Origin of the sequence: Breznakia sp. PF5-3, assembly GCF_029504745.1 — a bacterium.
GTDB lineage: Bacteria > Bacillota_I > Bacilli_A > Erysipelotrichales > Erysipelotrichaceae > Breznakia.
The window spans coordinates 57,978-74,518 of record NZ_JAQFIQ010000002.1; the positions used below are offsets into that span (position 1 = coordinate 57,978).

The 16,541-nt window shown below is 33.2% G+C and carries 14 protein-coding genes and 1 other annotated feature; of the genes, 11 read left to right on the forward strand and 3 right to left on the reverse strand.

Going from position 1 to position 16,541, the window contains the following annotated elements:
* Window positions 1-879, reverse strand: a complete 879-nt coding sequence (locus tag M2475_RS00890) for a beta-1,6-N-acetylglucosaminyltransferase (RefSeq protein ID WP_277489004.1) — start codon at window positions 877-879, stop codon at window positions 1-3.
* Window positions 880-1,011: 132 nt separating this feature from the next.
* Between M2475_RS00890 and M2475_RS00895 the strand changes: the two genes are divergently transcribed.
* Genes M2475_RS00895 through M2475_RS00915 form a run of 5 tightly spaced genes read left to right on the forward strand, consistent with a single transcriptional unit; the run spans window position 1,012 to window position 5,626 of the window.
* The gene (locus M2475_RS00895) at window positions 1,012-1,569 is read left to right on the forward strand and encodes a glucose-6-phosphate isomerase family protein (RefSeq protein ID WP_277489005.1); all 558 of its coding nucleotides are present in this window, start codon (window positions 1,012-1,014) and stop codon (window positions 1,567-1,569) included.
* The gene (locus M2475_RS00900) at window positions 1,569-3,308 is read left to right on the forward strand and encodes a class I mannose-6-phosphate isomerase (protein ID WP_277489007.1); all 1,740 of its coding nucleotides are present in this window, start codon (window positions 1,569-1,571) and stop codon (window positions 3,306-3,308) included. The genes M2475_RS00895 and M2475_RS00900 overlap by 1 nt, the downstream gene beginning before the upstream one ends.
* 8 nt (window positions 3,309-3,316) lie before the next feature.
* A complete protein-coding gene (locus M2475_RS00905) occupies window positions 3,317-4,054 on the forward strand; it encodes a GntR family transcriptional regulator (protein ID WP_277489008.1) in 738 nt (245 codons plus the stop codon).
* Between the two features lie 4 nt (window positions 4,055-4,058).
* Window positions 4,059-4,757 carry a deoxyribose-phosphate aldolase gene (gene deoC / locus M2475_RS00910; RefSeq protein WP_277489009.1) on the forward strand — a complete coding sequence of 233 codons (699 nt, stop codon included), beginning with the start codon at window positions 4,059-4,061 and terminating at the stop codon, window positions 4,755-4,757.
* Between the two features lie 2 nt (window positions 4,758-4,759).
* On the forward strand, window positions 4,760-5,626 hold the full coding sequence (locus M2475_RS00915; protein ID WP_277489010.1) for a sugar nucleotide-binding protein: 867 nt from the start codon (window positions 4,760-4,762) through the stop codon (window positions 5,624-5,626).
* A 122-nt stretch (window positions 5,627-5,748) separates the two neighbouring features.
* Here M2475_RS00915 and gdhA read toward each other — a convergent pair whose 3' ends face one another.
* Together gdhA and asnB are read right to left on the reverse strand one after the other, a co-directional pair.
* Window positions 5,749-7,086 carry an NADP-specific glutamate dehydrogenase gene (gene gdhA / locus M2475_RS00920; RefSeq protein WP_277489011.1) on the reverse strand — a complete coding sequence of 446 codons (1,338 nt, stop codon included), beginning with the start codon at window positions 7,084-7,086 and terminating at the stop codon, window positions 5,749-5,751.
* 164 nt (window positions 7,087-7,250) lie between these two features.
* Entirely contained in the window at window positions 7,251-8,831 is a 1,581-nt protein-coding gene (gene asnB, locus M2475_RS00925; protein ID WP_277489012.1) for an asparagine synthase B, read from the reverse strand.
* Window positions 8,832-8,868: 37 nt separating this feature from the next.
* Window positions 8,869-9,108, reverse strand: a binding site (T-box leader).
* Between the two features lie 130 nt (window positions 9,109-9,238).
* Between asnB and M2475_RS00930 the strand changes: the two genes are divergently transcribed.
* The 6 genes from M2475_RS00930 to abc-f all read left to right on the forward strand — a co-directional run bounded on the left by M2475_RS00930 (window position 9,239) and on the right by abc-f (window position 16,484).
* Window positions 9,239-10,510 (forward strand): hemolysin family protein, encoded by a 1,272-nt coding sequence (locus tag M2475_RS00930; RefSeq protein WP_277489013.1) that lies wholly within the window; start codon window positions 9,239-9,241, stop codon window positions 10,508-10,510.
* Between the two features lie 10 nt (window positions 10,511-10,520).
* On the forward strand, window positions 10,521-10,991 hold the full coding sequence (locus tag M2475_RS00935) for a RidA family protein (RefSeq protein WP_277489014.1): 471 nt from the start codon (window positions 10,521-10,523) through the stop codon (window positions 10,989-10,991).
* An 89-nt stretch (window positions 10,992-11,080) separates the two neighbouring features.
* A complete protein-coding gene (locus tag M2475_RS00940) occupies window positions 11,081-12,403 on the forward strand; it encodes an NCS2 family permease (protein WP_277489015.1) in 1,323 nt (440 codons plus the stop codon).
* Window positions 12,404-12,499: 96 nt separating this feature from the next.
* Entirely contained in the window at window positions 12,500-13,330 is an 831-nt protein-coding gene (locus tag M2475_RS00945; protein WP_277489016.1) for a LicD family protein, read from the forward strand.
* Complete coding sequence (locus M2475_RS00950) at window positions 13,331-14,629, forward strand: N-acetylmuramoyl-L-alanine amidase (RefSeq protein WP_277489017.1); 1,299 nt, start codon at window positions 13,331-13,333, stop codon at window positions 14,627-14,629. It abuts the gene before it with no gap.
* 13 nt (window positions 14,630-14,642) lie between these two features.
* On the forward strand, window positions 14,643-16,484 hold the full coding sequence (abc-f, locus tag M2475_RS00955; protein WP_277489018.1) for a ribosomal protection-like ABC-F family protein: 1,842 nt from the start codon (window positions 14,643-14,645) through the stop codon (window positions 16,482-16,484).
* The last annotated feature ends 57 nt before the right edge of the window (window positions 16,485-16,541 follow it).

The following is a 16,541-nucleotide window of genomic DNA, read 5'->3' on the forward strand; positions in this document are numbered from 1 at the left end:
TTATTCCTCCTCCTTTGGTGGTAAGTTTCGATTATAGATATCAAAATATTCTTGATATAGACTAGGGTCTTTATCTGCATGAATCTGAGCAGCAAACAAAGCTTCTGGATATTTTTGAATAGTCTCTAAATTAACTTCCCGTGGCGCTTGTGATTCAATCCATTTACCATTAGGACCAATAACACGAAGATCGTCATTAATATGATCTTCCATATTGAATTTTTTAAGCATCATTGGGATATACATTTCTTCTGCATACCATGCTAATTTAAAGGTTTCTGAAACATAGTCGAAATTCTGTGCTAGAACAGCAGCACTCTTGTGATTTAAGATAAAGTAAGGACTTCCGATAAGGATTTCATCATCTAATTTTCTGCGAATACCAAAGATATTGAAAATCGCTCCACTTCCTTTTGCAACCGCTCTTGAAATCTTTCCTGTTGGAAAAGATAAAAGGTTTGTTAATGGATAAAACTTTAATGTTTTCTTTCGTAGATTCTCATCTTCTGCCTCGCTACGATCAATAGAATAGAAATTTGTTTTTTTAGTTTCTAAATAAGCAACAATATCTTCACGAGTTTTAATCGGCATCATACCATCACTGAGGTTGATAAAGTAATCAAAACCTCCTAACTCAACTGCCTCTTTTAACTGAAGGATTGTTCCTCTAGCCATTGAAAGGTCTCCTTCTTGGGCATATTCTTGTACGGAAGAAATATGCACTTTTGGGCTTTCTGCATATACAAAATGTATTTTTTCACGTAAATCATTATCATTGATCATAATGAAAACATGATCTCCTTGTTTGATTAGTTGATTGATAGATTCAATCACTTCATCATACTCTCTATAAGAGTGAACTAAATAGGCTATTTTCATTCGAAAATCCTCACTTTCACCCATTCATTATATCATTATATGAAGTAAAATATGATGATATTTGTCATTATTTTAAATATTAGTTGACACTCAAATTATAATGTTATAACATTTAGGTGTGGAGGTACGTTTATGGAAATATTTGATCCTAGAGTTCAACATGATTTTGTGAATGGAATTGTCGAAGGAAAAGATGTGAAAATTAGCAAAAAATATTATCGTGATGCAAAACATTTCTATCTTAATCCAGATGCTTCTTTAGCTGATGATACCCTTATGTATCAAGTGTATTCTTATAGTGAGGGAAACAGTGAGCAAGTAGGTAATCTTAATTGGGGATTGACTGTATTAAAACCTGTTTCTGTGAATCAAGAATGCAATATGACACGTGGTCATTTTCATGAAAATTTGGATTGTGCAGAGTTTTATTTTGGCTTAGGTGGAGAAGGATTGTTATTGATGATGAAAGAAGATGGCACTTGTTTTGCGGAAAAAGTGTTTTTAAATTCACTGCATCACATTGATGGTAGTGTAGCTCATCGTTTAATCAATACAGGAAATGAAGATTTAAAGGTGGGAGCTTGTTGGCCAACGATTGCAGGGCATGATTATGAACGAATTGAAAAACATCCATTTGGTGCCAGAGTTTTTAAAAAAGATGATGAATTAGTCATAGAGGAGGATAAATAATGGCTTATTTGAATTTTAAATCAAAGTATGATAAATATCCTAGTACAAAAGTAGAAGGACATCATGCAATACAAGGATATGATGCAATATTAGAAGCATTAAAAACAAAGATAAACAAAGAAGATTTTATTCTTTGTGTGGATACTTATCCTGGTGTTGATGATACGGAAGTATTGGAACAATTGAAAAAATTAAATCCAGATACCTTGATTGAAACAATTGATATTTTTAAAGATAGTTCTACAATCAATGAGCAAATTAAATATCAAATGACAGATGATCGCGTATTTGGAAATATGTATAATGGAAAAGTAACCGATTTTATTGATGAAGAAAGATTAAAAGAAGCAACAGCAAAAGCTTCATCGGCAAAGGGATTAACTATTATTTATGGGTTTGGAGCATTTCTTGTGCAAAACCCAGATTTAGCTGTATATTTGGATATGGCTCGTTGGGAGATTCAAGCTCGTTTACGTGCAGGTGGTGGAAACTATAAAGCAGGTAATGAGGCAGAAGATGCATTGCGTAAATTTAAACGTGGTTATTTCTTTGAATGGCGTATTGCAGATAAGCATAAAATGCAATATATCAAAAAAGTAGATTACTTTATCGATACAAATAAAGCAAATGATCCAAAGATGATCAGTGGAGATGCATTCCAAAAAGCATTAGATATGATTGTAACAAAACCATTTCGAACAGTTCCTTACTTTGATCCAGGAGTATGGGGTGGTCAATGGATGAAGGAAGTATGTAACCTTGATACAAGTAAAGCAAATTATGCATGGAGTTTTGATGGCGTTCCAGAAGAGAATAGTGTTTTATTTGATTTTGATGGAACAGTACTAGAATTTCCAGCGATGGATGTTGTTTTATCAAGACCAAAAGAATTGTTGGGACCTCAAGTATATGCAAGATTTGGAGCCGAATTTCCAATTCGTTTTGACTTCTTAGATACAATGGAAGGACAAAATCTTTCATTGCAAGTGCACCCACTAACAGAGTACGCAAAGAAACAATTTGGAATTAGTTATACACAAGATGAAAGCTATTATATTTTGGATGCAGTTGAAGGAGCTAAGGTATATCTTGGGCTAAAAGAAAATATTAATCCAGATACGATGATTGACGAATTGCGTCAAGCAAACAAAGGTGAAATTGTATTTGATGCTGAAAAGTATATTAATACCTTTGAAGTGAAAAAGCACGATCACTATTTAATTCCAGCAGGAACTTGTCATTGTAGTGCTACAGGAACAATGGTATTAGAAATTAGTGCTACACCATATATTTTCACTTTCAAATTATGGGATTGGGAAAGATTAGGTCTTGATGGATTGCCTAGACCAGTACATATTGAACATGGAAAAGAAGTAATTCAGTGGGATCGTACAACCCCATGGGTAGAAAAAAACTTAGTAAACAACTTTTATGATGTTGATGAAGATTGTGGATGTCGTGTAGAACATACGGGATTACATGAGTTGGAATTTATTGAAACTAGAAGATATACAATAGATAAAAATTCAAAGCATAGTACCAATAATACAGTAAATATGCTAAACTTAATTGACGGAAAAGAAGCAATTGTAGAAAGTGTAAATGGAGAATTTGAACCATTTGTTGTACATTATGCAGAAACATTTATCATTCCTGCAAATGTAAAAGAATATACGATTCGTCCCTATGGGTTAAGTGAAAACGAGGAAATTAAAGTTATTAAAGCATATGTAAGGTAGGTGTAATTATGAAACTAAACCATTCGAAAGAGGCAATGCCCTTATATCTTCAAATAAAAAATCATTTGAAACAAAAAATAGAAAATAAAGAATATAAAATGAATGATATAATTCCTGGAGAATTAGAACTGGAAAAAATTTATAATGTGAGTAGAATTACAGTACGTCAGGCAATTCTCGAACTGGAAAGAGAAGGTTATGTTTCAAGAGCACGAGGAAAAGGAACAACTGTAATCTATAATGACAAGATTAATGAATTCTTGTTTGAGATTAAATCTTTTACTAAAGAAATGGAAGATCGAGGCATAACACCATCGACAAAATCTGTGGAGATGAAAAAAGTAAAAGCAAATGCAGATGTGGCAAAAGTTTTCAATATCAAAGAAGATGATGAAGTATTTTTATTGCATCGTGTACGTTGTGGAAATGGCGAACCAGTTGTAATTTTTCATACATATTTAAATAGTAAATATCCATTTCCAATGGATAAAGAGAAATATATGAATTCAATGTATGATGTATTTGATGAAATAGGGGTAAAAACACCTGTTCGTGTTTGTGAAACATTTGAAGCAATTTCAGCGTCAGCAGAAGTGGCTAAAGAATTAGAAATTAAAGAAGGTAGCCCTATTTTCTTTAGAGTCAGAAAATCATACGATATCTATGATGAAATAGTAGAGTATAGTTTATGTTATTACCCAGGTAATAAATATACATATTCTACAGAACTAACAAATCGGGGGTAAAGTAATGGATACAAGTAAATTAGATGAAAAACGTTTAGCTAAGTATTTTGATCATACTTTATTATTTGCATATTCAAGTGAACAAGATTTTGAAGCGTTTGTAAAAGAAGCGATTGATATGGATGTAAAGATGTTAGCTATCAATTCTTGCCAAGTAAAAAGATGTAAACATCTATTAGGTGATAATGAAAAGAATATTCATGTTGGAGCTGCAATTGGGTTTCCTTTAGGTCAAACAACGATTGAAGTAAAAGCCTTTGAAACATTAAAATCAATTGAAGATGGATGTGATGAAATTGATTATGTTATCAATATTGGTAAGTTAAAAGATAAGGACTACGATTATATTAAAAAAGAAATGCAAACAATTGTTGATCTTTGTCGTGAACACAATGTTATCAGTAAAGTGATTTTTGAGAACTGTTATTTAGAAAAAGATGAAATTAAGAAGATGAGTTTACTAGCGAAGGAAGTCAAACCTGATTTTATTAAAACTTCAACCGGTTTTGGAACTGGTGGAGCTACTTTAGAAGATGTAAAGATTATGTTGGATGCAGTAGCAGGTGAAGTGAAGGTAAAAGCGGCTGGAGGAATTCGTGATTGGGAAACATGTAAAGCTATGATTGAGCTTGGTGTGGAACGAATCGGGACACGTTCTAGTGCGGCGATCTTGGAAGGATTTAGAAAAGAAAGGAACTCATAATCATGAAAAAAGTTGCGATTACTGGAGCTAATGGATATTTAGCGTCTCTAATACGAAGATATAATGAAATGAATTTTGAAATTATACCAATTACGCGAAAAGAAGTAGATTTTGAAAAACCAGAAGATGTCAAAGCTTATTTTGAAAAGCTTGATTTTGATATTGTTTTTCATACTGCTGCAAATGCTAATACGGCTTTTGGAGAAGAGTTTCCAGAGCGTAGCTATAAGATTAACACCGCATCTGCAATCGCAATTGCTGATGTTTGTAATGCAAGAAAGAAACGGATGATTTTTATTTCTACAGAACAATGTTTTAATGGACATACTAAGCCAGGTCCTTTTAAAGAGGAAGATGAATTGATTAGTGTTACAAATTATGGGAAGCAAAAAGCAGAAGTGGATGAATATTTACAAAACCATGTAAATGATTATGTAACATTACGGCTTTCATGGATGATGGGTATGTCACAACCAGGAATTCATCCTAGTCCAAATATAATAAAAAATACTTTGGATGCAATCATGAAGAAAAAAGAAACTTTATTTACAGTTAATGAAGTAAGAGGAATGACATATGCACAAGATTTAGCAGATCAATTTGTGAACATAACCAAATTACCAACTGGCGTATATCATTTTTCTAATATAAATAACTTAAATACTTATGAGGCAGCAAAGTATGTAGCAAAACAATTTGGCTTTGATGATGATGTTATCGCGAAATATATCTTACCTAATCACGAACGTTATGCAGATCGCTTCCGTGATTATCGTTTAGATAATACAAAGGCAAAACGACATGGACTTCGTTTATCAACCTTTGAAGACGATGTAGATAGATGTTTAAAAGATTATGGATGGAAATAAAAAAAGATGTTGATGATTCAACATCTATGAAAGACTGTTGACAAAATTGACAGTCTTTTTAAAATACCTCCACTTTTGTAAGTGGAGGTAATATCTATATTCTAATAATGTAGGTTTATTTATTAAATTACACCTTGTGCCATCATTGCTCTAGCAACTTTCAAGAAACCAGCAATGTTTGCTCCTGCTACATAGTTTCCTTCGACACCATAAGTTTTTGCAGTGGTTGAAATGTTGTTGTAGATTTCTTCCATGATAACTTTAAGTTGTGCATCTACTTCTTCAAATGTCCATGATAACCGATAAGAGTTTTGACTCATCTCTAAACCAGATACAGCAACCCCACCAGCATTGCTTGCTTTTCCAGGTGCATATAATACTTTATTTGATTGGAATACTACAACTGCTTCTGGAGTACAAGGCATGTTTGCACCTTCTGCAACAGCGATGCATCCGTTTGCAACAAGAGCGTCTGCACTTTCTTTATCCAATTCATTTTGAGTAGCACAAGGTAATGCTATATCACATTTGATTGTCCAAATTCCTTTGCATCCTTCATGATAAGAAGCAGAAGGAACTTCTTTGATATATTCACGAATTCTTCCACGACGAACTTCTTTGATATCTTTTACGATTGCTAAATCAATTCCATTTTGATCATATACATATCCTTGTGAATCAGAAAGAGCAACAACTTTTGCTCCTAATTCCATTGCTTTTTCACAAGCATAAATAGCAACATTTCCAGAACCTGAAATTACAACAGTTTTATCTTTAAAACTATTATTATGATCATTTAACATTGCTTCAGTTAAATAGCAAAGACCATAACCAGTAGCTTCTGTTCGAGCAAGACTACCACCAAAATCTAAACCTTTACCAGTTAATACACCTGTAACTTCATTGCGGATTTTTTTATATTGACCATACATAAAACCAACTTCACGTGCTCCAACACCAATATCTCCTGCTGGAACATCTGTGAATTGACCAATATGGCGATTTAATTCATTCATAAAGCTTTGGCAGAAACGCATTACTTCACCATCTGATTTACCTTTTGGATCAAAGTCACTTCCACCTTTTCCACCACCCATTGGCAAAGTAGTAAGTGCATTTTTAAAGATTTGCTCGAATCCTAGGAATTTAATAATACTTAAATTAACACTTGGATGAAATCTTAATCCACCTTTGTATGGACCAATTGCACTGTTAAACTGTACTCTGAAGCCTCGATTAACTTGAATTTTACCATTGTCATCCACCCATGGGATACGGAACATGATTTGACGTTCAGGTTCAACGATTCGCTCGAAAATTCCAGCTTCTAAAAACTCAGGGTTCTTTTCAGCTACGATTTCCAATGATTCTAAAACTTCATCTATGGCTTGTAGAAATTCTGCATCATTAGGATTACGCTTCAATACTTCTTCTTTTACATAAGCTAACTTATTTAACATTTCTAATTCCCCCTTGCTGTTATTAAGTTACAAAAAAAGATGCAGTAGGAAAAATACCTACAGCATCTTTGCTGTTATAGAAAAGTTTATCCTTTCTAAAGTGAATTGTCAAGATAGATTTTTATTTTTTATTTACATATGCTTATTTTAAATGGTATTGTTAATTAAATTCCGCTTTTTCCATAATTGGAAAGAACTCTAGCACTTGGATCATCTACCTTACATCCTTCCCATGTTTGGTTTGGTAACCAATAAGAAGAAATCAATGTATCATATCCATGATAATATTTAGAGAAAAGTTCACGATAATATAAACTTTCCTTCGTATAAGGAGGACAATGTTTATATTGTTGCTTTCTTTCATAAAATAGTTCATCTGTATATTTTGTTTCAACATATGCTTTTATATAATCTACTAATGAATGCCCCACTGCATCAGAAAAGGCTGCTTTATCACGATACAGGATTGATTCTGGTAAGAACCCTTTAGCGAAAGCTTTTCGCAATAAATACTTTCCCATATGATAGTGATTCATTTTCAATTTTGGATCAATACTCATGATATAATCTGCAAATTTTAAATCACCAAAAGGAACTCGTCCTTCCAAACCACATGAAGAAATACAACGATCTGCACGTAATACATCATACATATATAACTCACGTACTCTTTTTTGAGCTTCTTTTTGAAATTCTGTGGCATTGGGAGCATAGTCTGTATATTTATAACCTAGTAGTTCATCAGATATTTCACCTGTGAACAAGACTTTGATATTGGTATGTTTTTGTATCCATTTGCATAGCAAATACATTCCCACAGAAGCACGAATGGTGGTAATATCCCAAGTTTCTAATATCCACACAACTTCAGGAAGTATCTGTAGTACTTCCTCTTTTGTGATAATAACTTCTGTATGTTCACTACCGATATAAGTAGCAACTTCACGTGCATATTTTAGATCGATTGCATCTTTCTCCATTCCGATTGCAAAGGTACGAATAGGGTGATTAGATATTTTGGCAGCGATTGCACATACAATACTAGAATCTAGTCCACCGCTTAATAAATAGCCCACAGGAGCATCTGCATCCATTCGCTTTTCAATGGCATCCCATAAGCGTTGGTTGATATCATTACATATTACATTTATATCTTTATTGATAAAACTAGATGCTTGGGATACATCATAATATGAGGTGAAAGTACCATCTTTATAAAAACAACCAGGTGGGAAAGGATACACTTCATTACAAAGATTAATAAGACATTTGGCTTCTGAAGCGAACATAATCTTTTTACTGTTCTTATGATAACCATAAAATATTCCTCGAATACCAAAAGGGTCTCTTGCAGCAATAAGTGAATCGGTTTTCGCATCATATAGAACACAGGCAAATTCAGCATCCAATTTTTTAAACATAGCCGTTCCATATTCTTTATACAGTGGTAATAAAAGTTCACAATCACTTTCGGATGTAAACGTGTACTTTTTTTCTAAAGTTTTCTTCAATTTGCGAAATCCATACAGTTCACCATTACAGATAACAAGTGAACCTTCAAATTCAAAAGGTTGCATTCCTTTTTCATCCATACCCATAATTGCTAACCGGTGAAAACCAAAGTACCCGGCGTCCTTTTTTATGATGTTACTCATATCAGGACCACGATAGCGTATTTTATCAAATTCCTCTTTAAAAACTTCAGCGCTTACGCTGATATCTTCACAAAACATAAATCCACACATTTTTCTTCCTCCTTAAACGAAAAAAACAGTCATCATCCCAAGGGACGAATGACTGTGTATCCGCGGTACCACCCTATTTATCATAATTGTGAATTTATGATCTCTTTTATTAACTATCATTAATAAGTACTTTTAACGTTGTACATACGGCTTACACTACTATATCGCATAAGCAACTCCGAGGTGTTTTTCACTTTAGGCTTATTATTGGGTTTCCACTATCACCAATTCACTGAATACAGTTTCTAAAGATACTCGTCCTCATCTATGTTGTTACAGCTTATTTTACTCATGTTTTTAGAAGTGTCAAGAAAAAAGAAGCAAATATTTGATAAAAAAGGAGCGATATATTATAATACTAAGTACTAGATATTTATAAGAATTTATAGAAAAAGGAGTGGTAAATTTTGGATCCCCAGCAGATTGGTATCATAATAGCATTAATAATTCTTATTCTTTTATCCGCATGTTTTTCATCAAGTGAAACAGCTTATTCACATGTGAATGGTATTCGGTTGAAAAACATGGCAAAAGAAGGTAATAAAAAAGCAGAGGTAGCATATCAAGTATATCGAAATTTAACTGCTGCTATTACAACTATTTTAATCGGAAATAATATTGTGAATATTTTAGCGACATCTTTAGCGACGTTGTTATTTTCTCAGTTATTTGGTGAATTGGGAGTTGCAATAGCTACTGCAGTAATGACGGTCTTGATTTTGGTTTTTGGTGAAATTACACCAAAAGTAATTGCCCAATCAAAACCAGAAGCAATTTGTATGTTTATGGCTCGACCGATGCTTATTTTAATGGCGGTATTTAAGCCAGTGAGCTCGATTGCAGTTAGCGCACAATCAAAATGGGAAGACGGTGAAGATATTAAAAAAGTCACTGCTACCGAAGATGAGCTATTAGAAATAGTATCTACAATTGAACAAGAGGGAGTTCTTGTTCAAGATGAGAGAGAACTTATAGAAAGTGTAATAGAATTTGATGATACTAGTATAAAGGATGTCATGGTTCCCCGCGATGAAGTGATTTGGATCTATGATAATGCTTCTTATACAACATTGAAAAAGATTGTAAGAGAAAATAAACTATCACGGTTTCCAGTTATTTCCCATGAAACTTTGAAAGTGGTTGGAATACTACGTATTCGTGATATATTAGATTGTTTATTATCTGATCGCAAGGTTAATATCACAAAGATGATGAGCGCCCCAATTTTTGTATCTCAGCGAAAGAAACTTCCTCAAATTTTGGAAGAAATTCAAAAAAGTAGAGTACATATGGCGATTGTTACTGAAAGTAGTAAGATAGATAATTTTGTAGGTGTTGTAACATTGGAAGATATTCTTGAAGAGTTAGTGGGAGAAATTTATGATGAATATGATTTACTTCCAGATCATGTTGTAGAATTTGGACATCATACGTTTGAAGTAGAAGGAAAAGTGAATTTAGCACATTTCTTTGATGAATATTTAGATGATTATGAATTGCCACAAACAGCAGCTCGTTCAGTTGCACAATGGGTCAAGGAATTGGCTGGTGGTAAAGTTCGTAAAGGTAAAGAGATTGAATATGAAAATTATGAAATCAAAGTATTAGCAACAAAAGAGGGTATGGCTACAAAGATTGAACTTAGAGCTTTAACCCCTGTTGAAGATGACGAAGAGTAGAGGTGGTAAAATGTTTCTTCAAAAAATAGAAAGTAAGAATGCACCAAAACCAGTTGGTGCGTATTCTCCAGCAGTAAAACTAGGAGATTTTGTATATATGTCTGGACAACTTGGTTTAGATCCAAATACAAATGAATTGGTTGAAGGTATTGAAAACCAAACAAGACAAGTGATGGAAAATATTAAAGCTTTATTAAATGAAAAAGGCTTGGATATGCATCATATTGTTAAGACAACAATTTTATTGGATAACATTGATGATTTTCAAAAAGTTAATGAAATCTATGGTGCTTATTTTGAAGGTGTCTATCCAGCAAGAAGCGCATTCGAAGTTGCGCGTTTACCAAAAAATGCTTTGGTAGAAATAGAATGTCTAGTGATTGATACACTTATGTATGAACGTCAACAAGAAGGCTGTGGTGGCTGTGGAGGTCATGAAGGCGAAGGTTGTGGAGACGATTGTGGATGTGAAGGATGTTAATATAACATCCTTTTCTTTTGATTCAGCCTATGAAAATCGTAGCAATTATTATATAATGAGAGTGTTATTTTTTTAATAAGGGGGACAAAATGTTAGAAAAATTATTTAAACTTAGCGAGAAAAAAACCGATGTGAAGACGGAATTGATTGCTGGAGTTACGACCTTTTTGGCAATGGCGTATATCTTAGCAGTAAATCCAGGAATTCTAGCAGAAGCAGGAATGAATAAACATTCTGTGTTTATGGCTACTGCTATTGCTTCAGGGTTTGCATCAATCTTAATGGGATTGTTGGCAAACTATCCGGTTGCGTTAGCACCAGGAATGGGTGTAAATGCATTCTTTACTTACACTGCTGTTTTAACAATGGGAGAAACTTGGCAAAGTGCATTGGCTGCAGTATTTGTATCAGGTGTAATCTTCTTGGTAATCTCAGTAACAGGAATTCGTAAGATGATCATCAATGCGATTCCCAAGCAAATGAAGTTAGCAATTGGAGCAGGAATTGGTTTCTTTATTGCTTTTGTTGGGTTGAAGAATGGTGGCGTTATTGTCGCAAGTGAAGCGACTGGAGTAGCATTAGGTAATCTTACAGAACCAACAGTATTATTAGCAGTCTTTGGAATCTTAATTACGATTGCTTTAATTGCAAAGCAAGTTCCAGCAGCTGTTTTCTTTGGTTTATTGATTACGGCTATCGTTGGATTAGTTTGTGGATTTGCTGGAGTTGAAGGAATGCCACAGCTACCTGAATCAATGGCTACAAACTTTGAAATGAATACAGTGGGAGCGTTTATGGATGGTTTTGATCAATTGTTTTCAAATTGGTCTAATATGTTTATTATCGTATTCTCTTTCTTATTTGTAGATTTCTTTGATACTGCAGGAACACTTGTAGCAATTGGAAATCGTATTGGAATAGTAAATGATGATGGAGAATTAGAAAATGTAGAAAGAGCGTTGTTATCCGATGCGATTGGTACACTTGCAGGGGCAGCGTTAGGAACATCTACGGTTACTTCATTTGTAGAATCAAGTAGTGGAGTAGCAGTTGGTGGAAAAACAGGACTTACTGCAGTTACTACAGGAGTGTTATTCTTCTTATCAATCTTCTTAGCACCAGTTGTTTTATCAGTTGTGACTTATGCGGTTACTACACCAGCACTTGTTGCAGTTGGAATTTTAATGGCACAACAGTTAAAGGGAATTGATTGGGATGATTTTGCATATGCAGCAGCAGCGTTTGTAACAATTGTAATGATGATTCTTACATACTCTATTTCAAATGGTATGGCATTAGGATTTATTACATATGCAGTTGCAATGGTTGCAACAAATCGTGCAAAAGAAGTAAGTGCAGTTGTTTGGTTTTTAGTGGCACTCTTCATTGCCTATTTTGGATTCTTAGTATAATCTTAGAAAAGCTTTGTTTTATTAGCAAAACAAAGCTTTTTTTATTTGCCGTTTCTTTTTGTGGTGAAAATTTGTATAATAAGAACAGGTGATTATTTGAAAGAGTATATATTAAAAACAAATACAGATGGGACTAAAGTCACAGTTCGTGATGTCCAACTTGTTTTATTAGAAATGTTGAAAGATATCGATGAAATATGTCGTAAACATAATATTCCTTATTATCTAACAGGCGGTTCTTGTTTGGGGGCTGTTCGTCATGATGGATTTATTCCATGGGATGATGATGCAGATATTGGAATGTTGTATGAAGATTATGTTCGTTTTATTGAAGTATTGAAGCAGGAGTTGGATCCACAGAAATACTATTTTCAGTGTTTTGATACACATAAGGAGTACAATGTTTGTATTCCAGCAATGAAAATACGCAAACGCGGTACGTATCTCAAAGAGGTAAACACCCTACTTCAAAATCGTTGTAAAGATGGAGATGGGTTATTCATTGATGTGTTTCTAGTAGACTATATCGATGAGCGCAAATGGGTAGATTTCTTATGTCGTATGAAAGCGTATCTTTATATGGGTGTGATTACGTTATTTGAAAACATTCGCATCAATCCAGTTTTTTTGAAAAAACGCTTTGTTAGGTTTTCAAGAAGATATTCACGACGAAATAAAGATAGTAAGCTCATAGGTTATGATTTAAACTGGACGTTTAATTCGCCACTTCATCCAGTTGTATATGTAAAGGATGAAATATATCCAGTACAGTATCATAAATTTGAAGATATAGAGTTACCGATTCCAAAAAATCCAAAAGCACTTTTGGATATTGAGATTTCAGTAAATCATATGAGTTATCCACCTGAAAAAATGCAACAACCAAAACATATTGTTGATATTAATCTGAATAGTGAGGAAAAATAGATGGCTTATATTCCGAAGAAAAGAAAACTAAAGTTAAATTATAAAGTCGCAGTACCACTTTTGATACTGACTATTTTTATTGCGTATTTTGCAGTTAATTTATTATTAAAAGAAACCAGTGTAACAAAAGAAAATTATAGTGTTTGTGATTTTAGTAATGAAAAGACCAAAACGGTATTAGATAAGAAATTTAAAGATACGTATGCGTTTAATGATTATCTTTTCTATGGAGAAAGTTTATCTTTATTTAAAGATACATACACTGGTGAAGACAGTGATGATATGAGTGGAAAAACATTAAAATTAAAAGATGTTTGTAGTGATCAGACATATGCTTTTGTACTTGATCGAAAGGTTGACAGACGAATTCTATTGGGAAATATTAAACCTGGATTTTATGAAATGTACTTGGTTGAAGATCTCAAGGAAAAACGTTTATACGCAAATGATACGATTTCTGAATCGATTTATACAGTAACACGAAATGGCAAGAATACGAAAGTGGAATTTATTGCAAATCAAAAATTATTGGCAGATTATAAAGTGACCTTACAACAGCCATATGCTTTTTTGAATGTACAAGAAAAGAAGGTTGCAAAGAATGAATACGATATTGTAATTGATCCTGCAGGAAATGATAATAGCTTATCAAATGGAGCTTCAGGAAATGGTATTTCAGAGGCAGAAGAAGCATATAAGGCAGCAAAAATGTTGAAAGAGAAACTTGAAGCTAAGGGATTAAAAGTTCTTATTTTACGGGATGAGAATGAAAAAATCGATACGTATGGAAAAAATGGACGTTTAGCAAAAGCATATCAAGTAAGAGCAAAATATTATATACGTTTAGGTTTTGCTGAAGATGGTGATAGTAATTTGCATGGGTTTAATATTTTTTATTCAGAACATTCTACAAAAATGTTAGCTTCACAGATTGGCTATGACTTTGGAAAGAAGACGAAATTAGAAGGTAGTACTATTTATATGGGGGTTAATGATGATGTAGGTGTTATTAGTGCTGGGCTTGTTGAGAGCGAATTAGATGGTAGAAGTGTATATGATGGTGATTTGTATGTTCGTGAAACAGGCGGTAAAGCAACACAAGCTGGTATGTATTCAGAACATGCGAAGGAAGGTACAGCATCATTTGCGAAAGATAATATTTATGGTATGAATGCAATTAATTTATATTTTGGATTTATATCAAATAAAAGTGATATAACATATTGGAAGGAAGAAAAAGAATTGATTATTGATGTATTAGCAAATTCAATAACAACATATTTAAATATAGAAGAATAGGAGTGTAGAGATTATGCGTTATCAAATTAGTAAAGGCTACAAAGCTTTTGGTGCGCAAGAAATTTTTAGTAATATAACATTTGAGGTAAAAGACAAAGAAAAAGTAGCAATCGTAGGAAGAAATGGTTGTGGGAAAACCACGTTATTAAAAATTATTGCGAATGAGGAATCATTAGATCGTGGCGATATACATAAAGATAAAAAAATGACAATTGGATATTTATCTCAAACTACTTTTTTTGATGAAAATCATACTGTGGAAGAAGAGTTTGAGTTAATATTTGAAGAATTACATCATTTAGAAAAACAAATGGAAGAATTGACAGCAAAGATGCAATTTGATACTAGTCCTGAGGTATTAGAGCAATATGGGAAGTATCAAGAGCAACATGAAATGCTAGGTGGTTATACTTATAAAAGTGAAATTCATAATATTTTCACAAAGTTTGGTTTCCAGATGGAAGATTTAAAGAAAAGTGTAAGTGATTTTTCTGGTGGACAAAAAACACGGATTGCGTTTGTGAAGCTGTTGTTGAGTAAACCAGATATTTTGTTGTTGGATGAGCCAACCAACCACCTTGATCTAGATACGATTAAATGGTTGGAAGGATATGTGAAACGGTATCCAAAAGCGGTTGTTATGGTATCTCATGATAGGACATTTTTGGATGAAGTTGTGGATATTGTATATGAATTAGAATTTCATAAAATGAATAAGTATCTCGGTAATTATAGTGCTTATGTAGAGGCAAAGAAAATTGAAATAGAACGCAATCAAATTGCCTATCGTAATCAACAAGAAGAAATTGATCGTCTTGAAACCTTGATTGAAAAATTTAGATATAAAAAGAATAAGGCAAAATTTGCTCAATCGAAGATTAAATATTTAGATCGAATGGAGAGAGTGGAATTAAAAGGAGAAGATACAAAGTCTTTTCATGCTTCTTTTAAGTCTGGAATTAAAGGTGGTAACCAAGTACTCAATATCAAAGATTTAGAAATTGGTTATGATCGCGTATTGTGTAATGTGAATTTAGAGGTGCTAAGGGGACAACGAATTGCAATTATTGGCCCAAATGGAAAAGGAAAAAGTACCTTAATGAAGACACTAATGAAACAGATACCAGCATTATCAGGTTCCTTCTTATTTGGTCATCAGATTGAAATAGGATATTTTGATCAAGAGTTGGCGCAATTTCAAAATAATAAGAATGTACTAGAAACAATATGGGACAAATATCCAGAGCTTAATCGAACACAAGTACGAACTGCTTTGGGAAGTTTTCTATTTACAGGAGAAGATGTTTTTAAAGAAGTAGCTGTATTGAGTGGTGGTGAAAAGGTACGATTATCATTTGTAGATTTAATGCTACAAAAACCCAATGTATTATTGTTAGATGAGCCAACCAATCACTTAGATATTATTGGAAAAGAAGCCTTGGAAGAAAGTTTATTAAACTATGATGGGACCATGTTGTTTGTTTCACATGATCGATACTTTATATCAAAGATGGCAAATGGAATTTTAAAAATTGATGAAGGAAAGGCCGAATATTTTCCTTTGACTTATAAAGAGTTGAATGAAAAAGAAGAACCAAAAGAAAATATCCAAGTGAAAGAAAGCATAAAAAAAGAAAAACCAAGACATATCAATTATGGAAGAGAAGTTTCTAAACTGGAAGTTAAAATTCAAAAGGCAGAAGAAAAACTAGCGTCATTACGCGAGTTACGTTATGAACCAGAGTACTATCATGATCCACATAAAATGAATGAATTAGATGAAGAAATTGATGGTGTTCATAATGAAATCAATGCTATGATGAAACAGTGGGAAGAGTATAGTGAATATTTGTAATATAATGGATATAAAGCATCTGAAAAGATGCTTTTCTTTTTGAATAAAGCTATTGTG